The following is a 17,300-nucleotide window of genomic DNA, read 5'->3' as shown; positions in this document are numbered from 1 at the left end:
ATGTCAGTTAAACTGGTTTCATGGAATGTTAATGGTCTTAGGGCTTGTGTACAAAAAGGCGAATTTGAGGCTTTTATGGAAAAGGAAAAGCCTGATGTAATAGGACTTCAGGAGACTAAGCTTCAGGAAGGGCAGATACAATTAGATCTTCAAGGATATCATCAATATTGGAATTATGCTGAAAAAAAAGGGTACTCAGGAACTGCACTTTTTACTAAAGAAGAGCCTTTAAATGTAACCTATGGAATGGGAATAGAGGAGCATGATCATGAAGGAAGAATAATAACTGCGGAATATCCGGATTATTACCTCATTACTGTTTATGTTCCAAATGCAAAAGATGATCTTTCCAGACTAGAGTACAGATGCAGATGGGAGGATGATTTCCTTAGGTACATAAAAAAACTGGAGGAAACTAAACCGGTAATATACTGTGGTGATCTTAATGTGGCCCACAAGGAAATTGATCTTAAAAATCCTAAGCCAAATCGCGGACATGCAGGTTTTACAGATGAAGAGCGCGAAAAATTCAGTAACGTCATTGATAACGGTCTTATAGACACTTTCAGATTTTTTTATCCTGATTTGGAGGGGGCTTATTCTTGGTGGTCATATAGATTTCAGGCAAGAGCAAAGAATGCCGGATGGCGTATAGACTATTTTGTAACATCTGCGGAACTTAAAGACAGACTTGAAGATGCAATGATTTATAAAGATCAATTAGGATCAGATCATTGCCCTGTAGGATTAATACTTAAATAATATGTCATTTAATTCATTCTCATTCATTTTAATATATTTTCCGATTGTGCTTATATTGTGGCATGGTCTTAACCGTTTACAAAAATGGAAGCTTGCGGATTGCTCATTAATTGCAGCTTCCTTAGTTTTGTATGGCTTTTTTTCAACAAAATTCGTTCTGATTCTATTATTTTCATGTTTAATAAATTATGGAATATCAAGACTCATAATTAGCGGAGGCGACAAGCTTTCGGGATTTATTCATATAGCCGGTATAATTTTCAATGTTATACTTCTGGGCTACTTTAAATATACTAATTTTTTCATATCGAATATAAGCGCAATTACAGGGAAGGATATACCTGAAATTAATATCATGCTTCCTGTGGGAATAAGCTTTTATGTATTTTCGCAGATTGCTTTTATCACAGATATAAAGAGAGAAAAATGCAATAAGATAAAGGATACTGAGAAGCTTGGAAATGTAGACATCTTTGAATATTTGTTTTATATCGCATACTTTCCCAAGATAGTTCAGGGACCTATAGCTCTTCCATATGAGATTATTTCTCAGATAAGAGATAGAGGCAGACGGCAGCTTAAAGCAGAGAACTTCCGCAGAGGAATGGAACTCTTTGTAATAGGTCTTTCTAAAAAGGTGCTGCTTGGGGATAATCTCTCGAAGATAGCTGATCATGGATTTAAATACACCTATTACATGGATACACTGACCGGTGCACTTGTGCTGATTTCTTATGCATTCCAGCTTTATTTTGATTTTTCGGGATACTGCGATATGGCAGAAGGAGTAAGTCTAATGCTTGGAATAGAGCTTCCACAGAACTTTAATTCTCCCTATAAAGCAGTGAGCGTAAGAAATATCTGGCAAAGATGGCATATGACACTTACGAGGTTCTTTGTAAGATATGTGTATATACCTCTTGGAGGTTCAAGAAAAGGTAAGGTGCGCACAGCCTTAAATGTAATAATAATATTTACCTTGAGCGGTTTATGGCATGGCGCTGGATGGACCTATATATGCTGGGGCCTCATCATGGGAGTTATGGTAGTCTGGGATGATCTTGGAATAATGGCTGTAAAAGGTGATGAAAAGAAGAATTATCTTTTAAGGCAAAAGCCGCTTGTTTTAATTCCCAAAAAGCTTGGACAAATACTCACATTTGTGATGTTTCTCATTTCTCTCATATTCTTTAGATCACAGAATATGACATATGCAATACAGTTTTTTAAACAACTGGCTATACCCACATGGCCCGGATTTATGTATAAGACATCATCCATGCTTGACATATCCGAGAATTATCTCGCTATAACAGCCATAAATATGTATGCAAAACAGTATACGAACATAATTTATCTGATAAGCTGGATAATATTACTTGTAATATCAATACTTGTGATAAATTCAAAGAATGCACATGAGATTGTAGAAAAAAAGAATAACACGAAAAGACATCTGATTTTTCTTGTTCTGATTTTTATATGGTCATTTATCTCATTATCACAGGTCAGCACGTTTATTTATTTTCAGTTCTGATTAAGAAAAAAGAGGATAGCCTTTGAAAAAGGAAAGCAGTGACATTAAATTCATAAAAAGGTTTGCAGTGGCAGCCCTGATTTCAATAGTAATTATAGGATTGCTGGTATTTTTGATAGACCCTTTTTATCATTATCATAAGCCATGGTTTGGACTAAAGGCTGTGCTGAATGATAAGGAATATCAGTGCATAGGCACTCTTAGACATTTTGATTATGACACTTTGATAGTTGGGTCATCAGTGGCTGAAAATAATGACAATAGCTGGTATGATCAGGCTTTTAACTGTAAGTCAATAAAGGCAATAAGATCATATGGTGCAACGGCAGATCTTTGTTATCTTTTGGATGAAGCCTTTTCATCAGGAAATGAAATAAAAAGGGTTTTTTATAATATAGATCCGTCTTCGTTAAATGCCAGTGTGGAGACAACCTATGAGATGACAGGATGTCCAATGTATCTGTATGATCACAACCCATTTAATGATGTTCAGTACCTTTATAATAAAGGGGTAATACTAGAAAAAATACCATATATGTTAGTAAATTCATATTTAACTGATTATAACGAGAATCTGTCATATAATTGGGCGAAGTGGAAAAATTTTAGCAGTGAAAGTGCTTTGGGTCTATACTTTAGAACACAAAACATCACACCCATGATGGATGAAAAGACTTATGATGAAGAACTTGCAGGTAATATAAGACTTTTGACAAGTGAAGTTGAAAATCATCCGGATACTCAGTTTACCTTTTTCTTTCCTGCTTATTCTATGCTTTGGTGGGACGGTATCTACAGAACAGGTGAAAGAGATGCATTTATTCACTGTGAAAAGGAAATGGTAAAGAATCTGCTTAAATACGATAATGTAAAGGTCTTCTGTTTTCAAAATGAGAGAGATGTAATTACAAATCTTGATAATTATATGGATTCAATTCATTTTTCTCCTGAGATAAATAAGCTGATGCTTGATCAGATGATAGAAGGCAAATATCAGTTGACTGAGGATAATTACGAAGATATGCTTGATGAAATGAAGGATTTTTCAGATAAAATAGTAAACGAACTGATAAAAACTTATGAAGAACAGAACCTCCTGAATTACGAACAGATAGAAGAATAAGGATATGATTAACAGACCATTGACGAGGGGATTAACTGCATTACTGTTAACTTTAATGATTCTTATCTGTGCTTGTGGAAGCAGTGAAGACGCAGCACAAAAAGATGAGCATTCTGACAAAGAGATAGATTCTTACGAGTTTATTGATCTGGGAATTAATCTGGCAAATGACAGTGAATATTCCAATATTGGATTTGATAAGAACGGTATATACAGCCTGAAAAGGACAAAAAGTGAAGGGCATATAAACTATAGCTTTGTAAGACTCAGAAATGAAGATAAGAAACAGGAGGAAGTATTATTAGGTTCGGGCAATACTAATCTTGACTATCTTATTACAGGTGATGATGAATGTTTCTATGCAATAAGAACGATATACCCTGATAATTTGGCATTTCAGAATTTTCCAGGTGAGGATTCCTATGTAGGACATGGTGAAAAAAGGCTTGTGAAATATTCTTCTTCAGGTGATGAAATCTGGGCAGTAGCATTAACTGAAAGTGATGAAAATTTCTACATTGTGGATATGGCTTATTTAGAAGACAGAGGAATAATAACCTATTCACAAAACGGTGTTTTTTCGCTCTATGATAAAGACACAGGACGTGGAAGTATACTGCAATTCAAAGATGAAGGAAATCCTCATGGGGATAGAATGTTTTTCACATCATCCGACGGAAAACTTTTTATAGGTGAAACAGATAATAAGTGGAAGTATGTTTTATATGAAATAGATAAGAAAAGACTTAAACTTGGGAAAAGGCAATATGCACCTGCAGAAATAAATAATGGTTATAATCTGTTTCCCGGAAAAACTAATGATTTTTATTATGTAAACAACAATATCGTTTATGCCTTTAATATGGGAGATAGCAGCCTGACAAAAATCTGCAATTTTGAGGATGCCGGATTCTATGCTGATAGTACACTTATTCTGTATGAATACTCTGATTACACATTTAGACTGATGACAAATTATAAGATTGGCACAGCCAAGACCTATGATATGACAAGAATAGATTCTGAAAGTGCTGAGAAGAAGGTTATTACTATTGGAACAGCATTCACCGATGAGTATGTAAAGAAGCGAATTGTAGAATTTAATCAGAATAGCGATAAATACGTCATCAAGGTAAAAGATTATTCTGAGGATGGATATGCGAGTTACTATTCGTTATATAAGGCCATTAACAAGGATATAGAAGAAGGCAATGCTCCCGATATTATGGTTTTAAATTCCTATGCTTCCATTGATTCATACATTTCTGAGGGACTTTTGGAGCCTCTTGATAAATATATTGAAAATGATTTGGAAATACAGGGAAAAAACTACTTAAGTAATATCAGTTCTCTGTTAAAAAGGAATGGAAAACAGTACATGGTTATGCCATTCTTTTCAGTATCTACATGTGCTGCTTCAAAGAGCCTTCTTGAAGGCGAAAATGTTACCTTAAATAATTATATAAATCTGTGCAATAAACATAACATAAAAGTTCAGAATCTAATGGGAAATAAGACCTTTGACAGTGCGGAAGATATGTACACTGCTTCAGGATTTGATTTCATAGATTTTGAATACAATACCTGCGATTTTAAGAATTATAAGTTTATAAATCTCCTGATTTATATCAGAGAGCTTAAAAGACTGCAGGAAAAAAACTCTTTAAGTGATGATGAAAATATATTCAGGGATAAAAAAGCCCTATTACAAAGCTGTTATATATCCTCTTTTGAGGACTATAGGATAATAAAGGATGGATATTTCAGTGCTGATGTAGTATTTAACGGTTATCCAGGAAAAGAGGGTGGATTATCCTACATAGATCCGGGAATGTTGTTTGCCATAAGTAGCTTTAGCACCAATAAAGATGCGGCTTGGGAATTTATAAGATACTTTTTGCTCGATGAATACCAGTTCAATGTTGACTGGGGATTTCCTGTAAATGAAGATGCATTTAATGCACTTATGGAAAAATCTCAGAAAGAAAAATATTACATAAGTGATGAAGGGCAAAAAATAAATACATACAGCAAAGTCATAATAGGAGACAGAGAAATTACAATTACACCTCTTAATGAAAATGAGGCAGTAGAACTGAAGACACTAATATGCTCAATAGACAAACTAAGACACCAGGATTCCGAGATTATAGGAATTATAAATGAAGTGGCAAAATCCTATTATATTGGTGATATAACAGCAGAAAAGGCATCAAGCATGATTCAGCACAGGGTAGAAAAATACCTGAGTACTGAATAAATAACATTAAAAGGCTATATCAGGTGATCAATATGTTCCCATATCATGGAAAAGATCATAGGAATCCTGAAGATGCTGGCGTATATTTACAAAGTCCTTATTTGCTACAGCCGTGTAAAGAGTATCTACCAGGAAAAGTTGTGCAAATCTTGAGCTTGTTACACCACTCTTTTTATCTATTTCAGGGGACGTTGTAAACAGAACATGTTTGCACCCCTGAGCCAGAGGACTGTTGCCAAGCTTAGTTATTGCTATAGTATCTGCTTCTCTTTCATTGGCAATCTTTAAAATTTGCATAATTTCCTCGGTTTTACCGGAGTCACAAAAGAATATAGCCACGTCATCCTTTTGGAGCTGAGCCGCATTCATGAGGCTATTGTGAAAATCTTCATTATACGTGACATTATATGATAATCTCTGGAATTTTGTGAAAAGGTCAGAAGCCGCAAGAGAACTGCTACCAACACCAAAGATACGTATCATTCTGGCGGAAACTATGGCATCTACTGCTCCCTCGAATGACTGAGAATCAAACAGGCGATATGTAGTCTGGATAGCCTGTGAACTGGTGGCGCAGATATTATCTGCTATTGCCTGCATGGATGTATATTGATTAAGATCTTTAAATTCTATATGAGGGCCGGCTTTTTCTGCCTTCTTCGCATCTGAAAAAATCTCACGCTTTAGACCTTTTAAACCTGAATACCCAAGAGATTTTGAAAATCTGCTCCAGGTAGCCTGGGTTGTTCCTGACGCTTCAGCCAGTTCTGCTACTGTATTATTATATATAGTCGAATCATTTTTCAGGCAGTAATCTGCGGCCTTTCGCTCTTCTCTGGTAAGATTTGCATAAACACTTTTAATTCTTTCTTCTAACAGTGACATATCTAATCTCTCTTTCTTCTAAGCGAGAACAACGTAATTAACCACTTATAGTATAACGCAAAAGCACAAATATCATTATTAAATAACAATAATATATTTAACTATTTATTAAAATTCTATAAACGATTAAATGTATAAGATATATTTGGTATACTAAATATCAGTAGGAATATATTTCTGTAAAAGATTATATTTAATTCTACAAATAACACACTTATAGTTCAGGCAAGGAAAGGAGATTAAAATTATGAAATGGGTATGTTCAGTATGCGGATATGTTCATGAAGGAGATCAGCCACCGGCAGAGTGTCCTGTATGTCATGCTCCTGCAGAGAAATTTACAAAGCAGGATGGTGAAATGACATGGGCTGCAGAGCACGTTGTTGGTGTGGCAAAGGGTGTTCCGGATGACATCATAGAGGACCTCAGAGCTAACTTTACTGGTGAGTGCTCAGAAGTTGGTATGTATCTTGCTATGAGTCGTCAGGCATATAGAGAAGGATATCCTGAGGTTGGTGATTATTATGCTAAGGCAGCTTGGGAAGAGGCTGAGCATGCTGCTAAGTTTGCAGAGCTTCTGGGTGAAGTTCTTACAGATTCAACCAAGAAGAACCTTCAGATGAGAGTTGACGCTGAGAATGGTGCAACAGCAGGAAAGGTAGACCTTGCTAAGCGTGCAAAGGCCCTTGATCTTGACGCTATCCATGACACCGTACATGAAATGGCACGCGATGAGGCCAGACATGGTAAGGCATTCAAGGGATTATTGGACAGATATTTTGGATAATCAGGGCACATTGTTTTATAAGATTCTTTGATAGCTTGCAGGAGGTACAGATTTTTTCTGTACCTCTATTTTATTGTAATAAAACGAAGATAAATAATGATATAATAGCTAATTGAAAGAAACTTAATTCGTAGCAGATTTTGCCAATATAAATCTGAGAAAAACAAATATTTAAAGAGGACAGATTATGAGTTATAAAATCGGAATTATCGGAGCTATGGAAATTGAGGTAGAGAGCCTCAAGAAGGAAATGACGGTATCCAAGACCCTCACAAAGGCCAACATGGTATTCAATGAGGGTAAGATTGGAGATACGGATGTAGTTGTTGTTAAGAGCGGTATATGCAAGGTTAATGCAGCGCTTTGCGTGCAGATTCTTGTGGATGATTTTAAGGTTACACATGTGATAAACACCGGTGCAGCGGGATCTCTTGATGCAAAGATTGATATAGGTGACTTTGTGGTATCTACTGATGTGGTTTATCATGATGTTGATGCAACACTTTTTGGATATAAAAAGGGTGAGATTCCCCAGACAGGACTTCGAGAGTTTCCTGCAGATAATTGGATGATTGATAATATCAAGAAAGCAGCAGCCGGAGCCAATATTTCAGGTAAGCTTTGGGATGGACGGGTTTGCTCCGGAGACCAGTTCATATCTGATAGTGCTGTAAAGGATGGAATTAAGGCTGAGTTCAACGGTCTTTGCTGCGAGATGGAAGGGGCCGGAATTGCGCAGGCATGCTTTTTAAATAAGATTCCGTTTGTAATTCTCAGAGCTATTTCAGATAAGGCTGACGGAAGTGATATCATGGAATATCCGGAATTTGAGAAAAAGGCAGCAGCAGACTGTGCTGCTCTTACAGAGAGTTTCATAAAAGCTTTGGATTAAGATAAAATAGTTTATAACACATCTTTATTTACCATGTTATAATGAGCGTACAAATCAGTGAGAGCTGAATTTTTATAAGATTTATATAAGTTAAAGGAGATAAAGATATGGATTTAATACCCAGTTTTTCTGTAGATCATACAAAGATTGTTCCGGGAATATTCACAAGCAGAGTTGATGTCCTGGGAGAAGAAAAAGTAACAACATATGATGTCAGGGTTACAAAGCCCAATGTAGAGCCTGCAGTTGATGTAGCTGCGATGCATTCTTTGGAGCACCTTATAGCTACATTTTTAAGGAATGATCCTGACTGGAAGGATGAGGTGGTTTATTGGGGACCTATGGGATGCCTCACAGGCTTTTATCTCATTATGAAGGGCAACCGTGAACCCAAGGAAATACATGATCTTCTTCTCAGAGCCTTCAGATCTGTTGAGGCTGCGGAAGAAGTTCCCGGAGCATTGCCAGTAAATTGCGGCAATTATCGTATGCACAATCTGGAGATTGCAAAGTGGCATGCAAGAAAATTTGCAGATTATCTAGAGAAAAATGCGAATAATCCTGATATTTTTGTTTATCCTAAATCCGACAGACTTGTTACAGAGGATGGAAGACAGTTCTTCGATTCATAATGCAAATAATTAAAAGGCTGGCTCGAATAGAGCCAGCCTTTGGTTGTATAGCTTAGTGTTTAGTTGTTTGTATTTAGCTGCTTTAGACTTAGTAAAACAGATATATTACTGGTTTACATTAGACCATACTTTGTATCTCTGATTAGGATTTACACCCTTTTTCTGGAACAGTTCACTAACTGTAACAAGAGTGTAACCCTGTCTCTGAAGTCCTTCGATGATCTGAGGAAGAGCTTCAACTGTCTTATTATTTCCCTGGAAATCATGAAGCAGAATAATCTGTCCATCTTTTGCATTATTAAGAACAGAATTTACTCTCTGCTGCACAGATGTGCTGTTTTCCCAGTCATTATGTGTAGAACCTGCTATGAATATAGCATTAATGTTCTCATGCATTGTATTGCTGACTGATAAATATGGAGCTCTGAAAAGCTTTACGTCATATCCAACAGCATTCTTAATTGCTGATGCTGTCCACTCCTGCTGGTTTCTGCACTGAGAAGCACTCATTCTGGACATGTCCTCATGAGTGTAGGAATGGCTTGCAAGCTCACATCCCATATTAACCTGTCTCTGCATTGTGCTAAGCATATTCATGTTGATATTCTGTCCGATAAGGAAGAATGTTGCCTTAGCATTATATTTCTGAAGTACGTCAAGTACGCTGTTTGTAGTACTGGTAGGACCATCATCAAAAGTCAGGGCTATATATTTCTGATTTGCAGGAGCAGGCTGATTCTGTCCCTGATTCTGTGCAGGTGCGGGTGTAGCAGCCTGGCCTGATTCTGAGCCCCATTTAAAGTAGTCAAGATAAGCATCCCAGTTACCATCATCTGCAGTAACTACAAGTTCAACCTTCTGATTGCCGGTGCCATGACTTACATTCTTGATAGTGTATTCAGCAGGATAAGAGCCTCCATAATAGAAAGTACCCTTGTACTGTCCACCAATCTTTAAGTCTACTCTTGCCATGTTGTTGTTATTTGAACATCCGCGAAGAGTAAAATCATGAGTGCCGTATGCAAAATACTGATTGAAGCTAACGCTGTCGTTGTTCGCATAAAGAGCTACACCATTAAACGGATTATTGATGTTACCTGTGTACTGACCTGATTTTGTCATAGATTCACACTGTACAGAGTTATTTCCCTGTGAAGTGTTACCGCCCTGATTACCACCCTGGTTTCCTCCTTGGTTGCCGCCCTGGTTACCACCTTGATTTCCACCCTGGTTGCCTGAGCTTGAGGAACCGCCAATTGTCATAACATTTTTATAAACGTTAGCGTATCCGCTGCTCTGATAACCTTCGATGTTAAGAGCTGCCTCTGTAAGTCTTCCAAGTCTGATACCCATGCGCTCCCATGCCTTGAAGTGCTCAGTAACACTGATAGTACCACTTGTTTTCTTACTTGTTCTTACACTGAAAATCTGTGTAAAGTTGGTATCACCTATGATAGAAGGTGCATTGTAACGATTAGTTACGTAAACGTCATATGTTCCGCCGTCTACCTGAATCTGACCTCTGGGTGATCCTCCCGGTGGACGCCATGATCCCCAACTGTCTACAATGTAGTATTCAATTAACGGATCAAGTGTCCAACCATATACACACAGATATGAATTGCCATTCGGTCTGTAATCAACACCATAGTCGAATGAAATGTTACCAATCTGCTGATAGGTCTTGGACTGATCGAACTTTTTGCCCTTTCTGAAAAGAGCGTTTCCGATGTTACTCCACTGACATGTAAATGCCCCCCCTGCATCTAATGTCATACTGGTGTTGCCGTAATCTTTCCACAGCTCGTAGTCGTAGCCATCCTGATTGCCGGTCTTGTTGTTATACAGCGTAGTTGCTGCCTTGGCCTGCAAAGACGGTACAAAGAGCTGAGCGCACATGAGTGTAGTCACTAGTGCGGTAGTTAGAACTTTCTTCAACACGTTCTTTCTTCCTCCTATTCAATTTTTATGCTATACAACCAGTTGCAAGGTATTATAGCATAACTTAACAAAGCTTGTTTTACAAGAATTAACCGATGAAATTGTACAAAATGACGAAAAACCAATCATATTTTAGCAAATAAATGTATATATTATATTTTTCATTAAGATTTAAGGACTAAAATCTTGCTACACTTATCAAGTTTTGCTAAACTTGAACGCGATAGTAGAAATAACCAAAAATTAGGAGGTTCTACAAAATGGTTGAATGGAAAAACCTTGATACACTTAATTCCTATAAGGAATTAAAAAATGTTAAACACATTGATCTCGTTTCAGCAATGACCGGTGAATCCGGAGCTGAGAGAGTAAAGAAGTATTCTGTTAAAATGGCTGAAGGCCTTGACTACAATTATGCAGCTAAGGAAGTAGATGATGACATTCTTTCAGCACTTGATAAGCTTGCAAAAGAGGCTCAGCTTTCTGAGAAATTTGAAGCTCTTTACAATGGCGAGGTAATTAATACAGGCGAGAAGAGAATGGTTCTTCACCAGCTCACAAGAGGCCAGCTTGGTAACGATGTCGTAGCAGATGGTGTCAACAAGCGTGAGTTCTATGTAAAGGAACAGAAGAGAATAGCTGATTTTGCAAACAAGGTTCACTCAGGTGAAATTGCAAATGAGAAGGGTGAGAAGTTCACTACAGTAGTACAGATCGGTATCGGCGGTTCTGATCTTGGCCCCAGAGCTATGTATCTTGCTCTTGAAAACTGGGCACACAGAACAGGCAACTTTAAGATGGAAGCTAAGTTCATCAGCAATGTAGACCCTGATGATGCATCAGCTGTACTTAATTCAGTAGATGTAGCTCATGCTATTTTCATTCTTGTATCAAAGTCAGGTACAACACTTGAGACACTTACAAACCAGAGCTTTGTAATGGATGCTCTTAAGAAGGCTGGTCTTGATGCTTCTAAGCACATGATAGCAGTTACTTCAGAGACATCACCTCTTGCAAAGTCTGATGATTTCATCGAAGCATTCTATATGGATGATTATATTGGTGGACGTTACTCCTCTACTTCAGGTGTTGGCGGAGCAGTACTTTCACTTGCATTTGGTCCTGATGCATTTGCACAGTTCCTTGAAGGAGCAGCAGCAGAGGATAAGCTTGCAGCTAATAAAAATATGATGGAAAATCCTGCAATGCTTGATGCCATGATTGGTTTCTACGAGAGAAACATTCTTGGTTATCCTTCAACAGCAGTTCTTCCTTATTCACAGGGACTTAGCCGTTTCCCTGCACACCTTCAGCAGCTTGATATGGAATCAAACGGCAAGAGCGTTAACCGCTTCGGAGAGCCTATAGATTATGTTACAGGTCCTGTTATCTTTGGTGAACCCGGAACTAACGGACAGCATTCATTCTATCAGCTCCTTCACCAGGGAACAGACGTTATCCCTATGCAGTTTATCGGCTTTAAGAACAGCCAGCTTCAGAATGATGTTGGTATCCAGGGCAGCACAAGCCAGCAGAAGCTTTGTGCAAACGTAGCTGCTCAGATTGTAGCATTTGCATGTGGTAAAAAGGATGAGAACCTCAACAAGAACTTCAAGGGTGGACGTCCTTCAAGTATTATTATCGGCGATGAGCTCAATCCAAAGTCTCTCGGAGCACTTCTTTCTCACTTCGAGAACAAGGTTATGTTCCAGGGATTTGTATGGAACCTTAACAGCTTTGATCAGGAAGGTGTTCAGCTTGGTAAGGTACTTGCTAAGAAAGTACTTGCACATGAGACAGACGGAGCACTTGCTGTATACAGCGATCTTCTGAATATCTGATCCATATAATAAAAATATAGCCCCGTGATATATGAATGATATATCGCGGGGCTTTTTTATTGTATTTACAGCACATTTCCAAATGGATACCTCGGACTTGGCCTGTCTATGAAAAGGTCTGAGAAAAAGGAAACTTCTAATTTGCTGCTTCGTCAATGATCCTTAAGATAGTCTCAGTTGCATCTGACTGATTTGATTCATTCATTTTAGCAATGTATTTATCTCTGTGTTCATATACATCAAATATACTCTCAACCAGAATATCCTCATCCAATTCCTCATTATCGATAACAAGAGAAAATCCCTGCTTTTCAAAGGATTTGGCGTTTATTATCTGGTCACCGCGGCTGCTTTTTGCAGAAAGAGGAACAAGGATATTGGGCTTTCTGAGTGCAGCGAGCTCACAAATAGCGTTGGCACCGGCTCTTGAAACAACAACATCAGCCAGAGCGAAGATGTCCTTCATCTCGTTTTTTACATACTCAAACTGTTTGTAGCCTTCCATGTTGAGCTTCAAATTGTCCATTTTATCCTTGCCGCAAAGATGAACTATATTAAAGTGTGGAAGGAGTCTGGGAAGTGCGTACCTTAGAGTCTCATTTATACTCTGTGCGCCAAGGCTTCCTCCTGTAACCATGATAACAGGTTTATCATCTGTGAATCCGCAAATTTTCTTACCTGCCTCCTTTGAACCTCTAAGAAGCTCTTTTCTAATGGGTGTTCCTGTAAGGACAGCCTTATCTGACGGAAGAAGGTCAAGTGTTTCCGGAAAATTACAGCATACGGTCCTTGCAGAAGAAAAACTGAGCTTGTTTGCTAGCCCCGGTGTCATATCGGATTCATGTAATATGCAGGGGATATGAAGAGTAGCTGCAGCCCTGATAACAGGAACAGAAACAAAGCCTCCCTTGGAGAAAACCACATCAGGCTTTATTTTTTTCAGCAGTTTTCTTGCTTCAAAGAAGCCCTTCATAACACGGAAGGGATCTGAAAAATTCTTTGGATCAAAATATCTTCTAAGTTTACCTGTAGAAATTGAATAGTAAGGAACATGAAAATCTGCTATGAGCTTTTTTTCGATACCTGTGTGAGAACCGATGTAGCTGATTTCATAACCTTTTTCTCTAAGCTCCGGAATAAGAGCCATATTAGGTGTAACGTGGCCGGCAGTACCACCACCTGTTAATACTATTTTTTTAGACATTTCAAAATCTCCTTGTCTTATAAGAGTACCACAGATTTACATAAATGACACAAATGTTTTATCAGCGAGGAAGCTCGTATAAAATGTAGCCCTTATCCATGGCGCGGATTTTTGAATCCTGAATAAGTGGAAGAAGCTTTTCTTTAAGCTCAGGGTTCTTGTCCATAGCTGCTTCATCTATAAGTAAGAGCTTAACGGCATCTTTACTTAAATCAGGGAACTTAGTATCTGTTTCTTCAATAGAATCAATAAGATATACCCTCTCATGTGAAATAGTAAGGTCCATGGGAGGCTCATAGTGTATCTCATTGGTGAATGAGAAACAAACATCATTGTAGTCAGTATATCTGTAAAGGAACTCATCAAGAGTATAATCTGCTTCTCCGTCTCTTGAAACAATATACCTTGAAGTGGAAGTCGGCACCCCTGTTATGAGAATCAGTATGAAAAAGCTCATAGCGAATACAGGAATAAGGGGAGCAATCTTATGTCCAAGGAAATGAGCTGTCTCCTCAGCTTTTCCCATATTGATAGCACGAACATACGCAATAGCAGCGATGGGTGAAGTCATTGCAACGCACCAGCCTGCCTTCATCATGGAGAACTCGTGAACTGCAGAGTGGTTTTTCAGCATTACTATCTGAAAAATGACTGAGATATAGGCAGCAATGATCAGTGCAATGTCCGAATTTATGAAAAGTGTTTTAATTCTCCTGCCCTTTGGCAAAGTAAGAAATGCAATAACAACAGTAGCAAGCTGAAACAGACAAAGATAGAACATGAAACTTCGCTGCTCCTGAGTAAAGGAAGAAGTAAAATTCTCAATAAGCCTTGATACAATAGCAGACAGACTGTCATCTCCGCCTGTTCTGAACTTAAGCTTATAGATAAGAGTATCAAGCCAGCCATCAACAAAGCTTAACTGGATCACAAAAGTTATTACAGCCATTATGACAGGTACAGCATAGTATAGAGATTCAAGAACAATATCTTTAAGGCTCTTTTTCCTCAAAATAAGGCTTACAGTTCTCATAACGAATACAAAGAAAGCAAGTATCCAAAAATAATAGTCCGTAAGAATCCCGCAGAATATAGTAAAAAAGTGAAGAATTCTTAAGACAGTATACTGATAGCTATGCATTCTTATTTCAGGAGTATATATGAGCTCCTCCAGAAATAAAAACAACATGACATAGAAGATAACGCTCTGGTCTGTGAAAAAGACATTTGGCATATACCATGCATTTACAGGAAGAAGCATCCACAAAACCACTGTACAAACAGGAATGATTATCCTTGAAAGCCATCTTCCGATGTTGTGCTTCCAAAACAATACAAAAATAAAACTGGAAAACAGCATAGATTCAATTGCAAACAAAATCATCTGAAGATGTTTAACAAAAGAGATATTTATGAAGCTTTTTCCAAGAAGTTTAGCCCAGAACCAAACAAGAAAAATGTGACCGCTTGGATAACTTATAAAGGGTATTCTGTCATTAAAACTCTGAAATTCGATAGATCTGTAGTTTTCGCAAGCAGTAAAATGCATGGAGGCTGCACCCTCTTCAAGCCAGATATTTACATACTTGATAGTTGAAGCGGACTGCCAGATATTATCTCCGCCCATATTGTTGTAGCGTATGGGATATTTGAAATTGAAAATTGTGAGAAAAATAAGCAGTGTAAAAAGATTTACCAGAATAAAAGCAATAGGAGTGGTACGAAGCTTTTTCATGATTTGTGTTCCTTATCTGTAAAAAAATGATCTATGATCATGCCTGCTTGAAGGCATAATACATTTCTGTTCATACTACCATATTTTCTGCTATAATTGAATTCGATTTAACAAATAAAAAGGAGTTTGCAATGGAACAAAAGCAGCAAATGCCTGACTTTGTAAGAAAAATATGGAGCAGCATTCCGGTAACCAACAGATTCTGTTTCTGTGTCAGTATGATTACGGGTTTGTTGGTTCATTTTTATATGCTGTCAAATAAGATAACAAATCTTGATGATATAGTATGTGTTCCCGGAGTCGGAGGCGGTAAGGTTCTTGGTAGGTGGTTCCAGGAGCCGGTTCATGATCTATTTTCACCCTGGTCAAGTCCTGCATTAAACGGAATAATGGCGCTTATAATCCTGTCGATAGCTGCCTGCGTTATAGTTAATACATTGAAATTAAAGAGCGTAACGGGAGCTGTGCTTGTGGGAATTACCATGATGACACTTCCAAGTACAGCCAGCAATATGTACTATATGTATCTTGCGCCTACCTTTGCCCTTTCTATTTTGGCCAGCACTATAAATGTACAGATAACCTCTAAATATAAATTCGGGTGGATTCTTGGAGCCGTGCTGCAGTTTTTCAGTATGGCATGTTATCAGGCATACTTTGGATTATCTGCATCACTTTTTGTTCTGGTCTATATGCTGATGCTCATTGATGGCGGCAACATTCTTATTATTGTAAAAAAAGGTTTAAGAAGCATAATCGGACTTGGCATAGCCATGGCAGGCTACCTTGTAAGTCTTAAGTTTGTAGATCTTAGTGATTATAAGGGATTAAGTGATATAGGACAGACTTCTGCGGGGGACATTCTTCTTGCAATTTTAAGAGCATATCACAGAGTACTTCAGTACTTTATAACAGCGCCTGAGAGTTTTATGAAGGGTGCTCCAACCATTTTTAACAGATTGCTTGTGGTGATGGCTATAGGGCTTTTTACAGCTCTTATAATAAAGAAAAAGATTTATGTAATGCCTTTAAGGGGAATACTCATACTTATTCTTTTGATCATATTTCCCTTTGCCCTTGGACTTGTCTATGTAATGGCTCCGCAGCTATCACACGCTTCTACGGTGATGATCTACTCCTACAGCGTATTCTACTTCTTCATTATTGCATTGATGGAGAGAATTTTATCAGTAAGCAGTAAAAACAAAGTGCTGGTATTATTTGCTTCAATAACATTTATTGCTTTACTTTTAGAATTTTATGCAAGTGCCAGAGTGGTCAACAATGCTTACTACAGAAGCTATATAGCACAAAACCGGGTTATGCAGTATTACAACAGGATACTTACAAAGCTTGAAGCGGCAGAAGGCTTTAAATATGGAGAGCCCATGACAATTCTGGGAGGTTTTTATCCCGATCCTTTACCGGTTTCAAACCACAATATGAATGGTAAGGAGCTTGTTGATTTTGAAGGAGCAACACTTGAAGATCTGCTATTTCTTCCAACAAACAGAGACAGAGTATTGCAGATATGGTTTGGCCTTGAAACAGGTGATGTGACTATGGAGAAGAAGGAAGAGATAATGGAGACTTCTGAATTTAAACAGATGCCGAGTTATCCTGCAGATGGATGTGCGGCAAAAATAAAAGATGTGTGGGTTGTCAAAATAAATGAAGATGACAGCAAGTAATAAAAAGACT

The 17,300-nt window shown here is 37.9% G+C and carries 13 protein-coding genes; 9 read left to right on the top strand and 4 right to left on the bottom strand.

Going from position 1 to position 17,300, the window contains the following annotated elements; genetic code table 11:
• Genes ACHCNF_RS10360 through ACHCNF_RS10345 form a run of 4 tightly spaced genes read left to right on the top strand, consistent with a single transcriptional unit; the run spans position 1 to position 5,682 of the window.
• Positions 1–762: an exodeoxyribonuclease III gene (locus ACHCNF_RS10360; protein ID WP_408069726.1), complete on the top strand. Its 762-nt coding sequence runs from the start codon at positions 1–3 to the stop codon at positions 760–762.
• A 1-nt stretch (position 763) separates the two neighbouring features.
• A complete protein-coding gene (locus ACHCNF_RS10355; RefSeq protein ID WP_408069725.1) occupies positions 764–2,299 on the top strand; it encodes an MBOAT family O-acyltransferase in 1,536 nt (511 codons plus the stop codon).
• Positions 2,300–2,321: 22 nt separating this feature from the next.
• On the top strand, positions 2,322–3,422 hold the full coding sequence (locus ACHCNF_RS10350; protein WP_408069724.1) for an SGNH/GDSL hydrolase family protein: 1,101 nt from the start codon (positions 2,322–2,324) through the stop codon (positions 3,420–3,422).
• Between the two features lie 4 nt (positions 3,423–3,426).
• On the top strand, positions 3,427–5,682 hold the full coding sequence (locus ACHCNF_RS10345) for an ABC transporter substrate-binding protein (protein ID WP_408069723.1): 2,256 nt from the start codon (positions 3,427–3,429) through the stop codon (positions 5,680–5,682).
• A 27-nt stretch (positions 5,683–5,709) separates the two neighbouring features.
• Here the strand turns inward: ACHCNF_RS10345 and ACHCNF_RS10340 are convergent, their stop codons facing one another.
• The gene (locus ACHCNF_RS10340) at positions 5,710–6,567 is read right to left on the bottom strand and encodes a MurR/RpiR family transcriptional regulator (protein WP_408069722.1); all 858 of its coding nucleotides are present in this window, start codon (positions 6,565–6,567) and stop codon (positions 5,710–5,712) included.
• A gap of 244 nt (positions 6,568–6,811) precedes the next feature.
• Here ACHCNF_RS10340 and ACHCNF_RS10335 point away from each other — a divergent pair, with 244 nt between their 5' ends.
• The 3 genes from ACHCNF_RS10335 to ACHCNF_RS10325 all read left to right on the top strand — a co-directional run bounded on the left by ACHCNF_RS10335 (position 6,812) and on the right by ACHCNF_RS10325 (position 8,878).
• Complete coding sequence (locus tag ACHCNF_RS10335) at positions 6,812–7,354, top strand: NADH peroxidase (RefSeq protein WP_408072223.1); 543 nt, start codon at positions 6,812–6,814, stop codon at positions 7,352–7,354.
• Between the two features lie 187 nt (positions 7,355–7,541).
• Positions 7,542–8,246, top strand: a complete 705-nt coding sequence (locus ACHCNF_RS10330) for a 5'-methylthioadenosine/adenosylhomocysteine nucleosidase (RefSeq protein WP_408069721.1) — start codon at positions 7,542–7,544, stop codon at positions 8,244–8,246.
• Positions 8,247–8,353: 107 nt separating this feature from the next.
• Positions 8,354–8,878, top strand: a complete 525-nt coding sequence (locus ACHCNF_RS10325; protein ID WP_408069720.1) for an S-ribosylhomocysteine lyase — start codon at positions 8,354–8,356, stop codon at positions 8,876–8,878.
• 105 nt (positions 8,879–8,983) lie between these two features.
• On the opposite strand, the gene ACHCNF_RS10320 is transcribed toward ACHCNF_RS10325, so the two are convergent.
• Positions 8,984–10,819 carry a glycoside hydrolase family 11 protein gene (locus ACHCNF_RS10320; protein WP_408069719.1) on the bottom strand — a complete coding sequence of 612 codons (1,836 nt, stop codon included), beginning with the start codon at positions 10,817–10,819 and terminating at the stop codon, positions 8,984–8,986.
• A gap of 260 nt (positions 10,820–11,079) precedes the next feature.
• Here ACHCNF_RS10320 and ACHCNF_RS10315 point away from each other — a divergent pair, with 260 nt between their 5' ends.
• Positions 11,080–12,660: a glucose-6-phosphate isomerase gene (locus ACHCNF_RS10315; protein WP_408069718.1), complete on the top strand. Its 1,581-nt coding sequence runs from the start codon at positions 11,080–11,082 to the stop codon at positions 12,658–12,660.
• A 136-nt stretch (positions 12,661–12,796) separates the two neighbouring features.
• Here ACHCNF_RS10315 and ACHCNF_RS10310 read toward each other — a convergent pair whose 3' ends face one another.
• Both ACHCNF_RS10310 and ACHCNF_RS10305 read right to left on the bottom strand, forming a co-directional pair.
• Positions 12,797–13,864, bottom strand: coding sequence for an undecaprenyldiphospho-muramoylpentapeptide beta-N-acetylglucosaminyltransferase (locus ACHCNF_RS10310; RefSeq protein ID WP_408069717.1), 1,068 nt, complete (start codon positions 13,862–13,864; stop codon positions 12,797–12,799).
• A gap of 61 nt (positions 13,865–13,925) precedes the next feature.
• Positions 13,926–15,599, bottom strand: a complete 1,674-nt coding sequence (locus ACHCNF_RS10305; RefSeq protein ID WP_408069716.1) for a hypothetical protein — start codon at positions 15,597–15,599, stop codon at positions 13,926–13,928.
• 131 nt (positions 15,600–15,730) lie between these two features.
• Here ACHCNF_RS10305 and ACHCNF_RS10300 point away from each other — a divergent pair, with 131 nt between their 5' ends.
• Entirely contained in the window at positions 15,731–17,290 is a 1,560-nt protein-coding gene (locus tag ACHCNF_RS10300) for a glucosyltransferase domain-containing protein (RefSeq protein WP_408069715.1), read from the top strand.
• Positions 17,291–17,300 lie beyond the last annotated feature (10 nt).

The sequence above is a fragment of the Butyrivibrio sp. NATIVEDY162 genome, from assembly GCF_045999815.1.
GTDB lineage: Bacteria > Bacillota > Clostridia > Lachnospirales > Lachnospiraceae > Butyrivibrio.
The sequence above is the reverse complement of the archived record's forward strand: the minus strand, read 5'-3'. Positions and strand labels throughout refer to the sequence as shown.

Coding starts and splice junctions, on each gene's coding strand:
- ACHCNF_RS10360 (WP_408069726.1), top strand. CDS start 1: ATGTCAGTTAAACTGGTTTCATGGAATGTTAATGGTCTTAGGGCTTGT.
- ACHCNF_RS10355 (WP_408069725.1), top strand. CDS start 764: ATGTCATTTAATTCATTCTCATTCATTTTAATATATTTTCCGATTGTG.
- ACHCNF_RS10345 (WP_408069723.1), top strand. CDS start 3,427: ATGATTAACAGACCATTGACGAGGGGATTAACTGCATTACTGTTAACT.
- ACHCNF_RS10340 (WP_408069722.1), bottom strand. CDS start 6,567: ATGTCACTGTTAGAAGAAAGAATTAAAAGTGTTTATGCAAATCTTACC.
- ACHCNF_RS10330 (WP_408069721.1), top strand. CDS start 7,542: ATGAGTTATAAAATCGGAATTATCGGAGCTATGGAAATTGAGGTAGAG.
- ACHCNF_RS10325 (WP_408069720.1), top strand. CDS start 8,354: ATGGATTTAATACCCAGTTTTTCTGTAGATCATACAAAGATTGTTCCG.
- ACHCNF_RS10315 (WP_408069718.1), top strand. CDS start 11,080: ATGGTTGAATGGAAAAACCTTGATACACTTAATTCCTATAAGGAATTA.
- ACHCNF_RS10310 (WP_408069717.1), bottom strand. CDS start 13,864: ATGTCTAAAAAAATAGTATTAACAGGTGGTGGTACTGCCGGCCACGTT.
- ACHCNF_RS10305 (WP_408069716.1), bottom strand. CDS start 15,599: ATGAAAAAGCTTCGTACCACTCCTATTGCTTTTATTCTGGTAAATCTT.
- ACHCNF_RS10300 (WP_408069715.1), top strand. CDS start 15,731: ATGGAACAAAAGCAGCAAATGCCTGACTTTGTAAGAAAAATATGGAGC.